The 1,286-nt window shown below is 64.9% G+C and carries 1 protein-coding gene; it reads left to right on the top strand.

Going from position 1 to position 1,286, the window contains the following annotated elements; translation table 11 throughout:
- On the top strand, nt 1-1,286 hold a 1,286-nt coding region (locus ABWI04_RS27860; RefSeq protein WP_353834294.1), incomplete at both ends, for an AAA family ATPase.

Below are 1,286 nucleotides of genomic sequence, written 5' to 3'. Positions count from 1 at the left end.
AAGACCGCGGTGGTGGAGGGGCTGGCGCAGAAGATCGTCAAGGGTGAGGTGCCCGAGACGCTCAAGGACAAGCAGCTCTACACCCTGGACCTGGGTGCTTTGGTGGCGGGGTCGCGGTATCGGGGTGATTTCGAGGAGCGTCTGAAGAAGGTGCTCAAGGAGATCCGGACCCGCGGTGACATCATCTTGTTCATCGATGAGCTGCACACGCTGGTGGGTGCGGGCGCGGCGGAGGGCGCGATCGACGCGGCGTCGATTTTGAAGCCGATGCTGGCTCGGGGTGAGCTGCAGACGATCGGTGCGACGACGCTGGATGAGTACCGCAAGCATCTGGAGAAGGACGCGGCGCTGGAGCGGCGGTTCCAGCCGATTCAGGTGGCCGAGCCGTCGTTGTCGCACACGATCGAGATCCTCAAGGGGCTGCGGGACCGTTACGAGGCGCATCACCGGGTGTCGATCACCGATAGTGCGCTGGTGGCGGCGGCGCAGCTGGCCGACCGCTACATCTCGGATCGGTTCTTGCCGGACAAGGCGATCGATCTGATCGATGAGGCGGGGTCGCGGATGCGGATCCGTCGGATGACCGCGCCGCCGGACCTGCGCGAGTACGACGAGAAGATCGCTGATGTGCGGCGTGAGAAGGAGTCGGCGATCGATGCGCAGGACTTCGAGAAGGCCGCGGCGCTGCGTGATTCGGAGAAGCAGCTGCTGGGGCAGAAGGCGCAGCGGGAGAAGGAGTGGAAGGCCGGCGACATGGACGTGGTCGCCGAGGTCACCGATGAGTTGATCGCCGAGGTGCTGGCCACCGCGACGGGGATTCCGGTGTTCAAGCTGACCGAGGAGGAGTCGACCCGGCTGCTGCGGATGGAGGATGAGCTGCACAAGCGCGTGATCGGTCAGGAGGACGCGATCAGGGCGTTGTCGCAGTCGATCCGGCGGACGCGGGCGGGGTTGAAGGACCCCAAGCGTCCGGGTGGGTCGTTCATCTTCGCCGGCCCGTCGGGGGTGGGCAAGACCGAGTTGTCCAAGACGCTGGCGGAGTTCCTGTTCGGGGACGAGGACGCGCTGATCCAGCTGGACATGTCGGAGTTCATGGAGAAGCACACGGTGTCGCGGCTGTTTGGTTCTCCGCCCGGCTATGTCGGGTATGAGGAGGGCGGTCAGCTGACCGAGAAGGTGCGGCGCAAGCCGTTCTCGGTGGTGCTGTTCGATGAGATCGAGAAGGCCCACCAGGACATCTTCAACTCGCTGCTGCAGATCCTGGAGGACGGTCGTCTGACCGACGC

It is taken from the genome of Actinomadura sp. NPDC000929, from assembly GCF_040492065.1.
Lineage (GTDB): Bacteria > Actinomycetota > Actinomycetes > Streptosporangiales > Streptosporangiaceae > Spirillospora > Spirillospora verrucosospora.
Note: the sequence above shows the minus strand (reverse complement) of the source record. Positions and strands in the feature narration are given on the sequence as shown.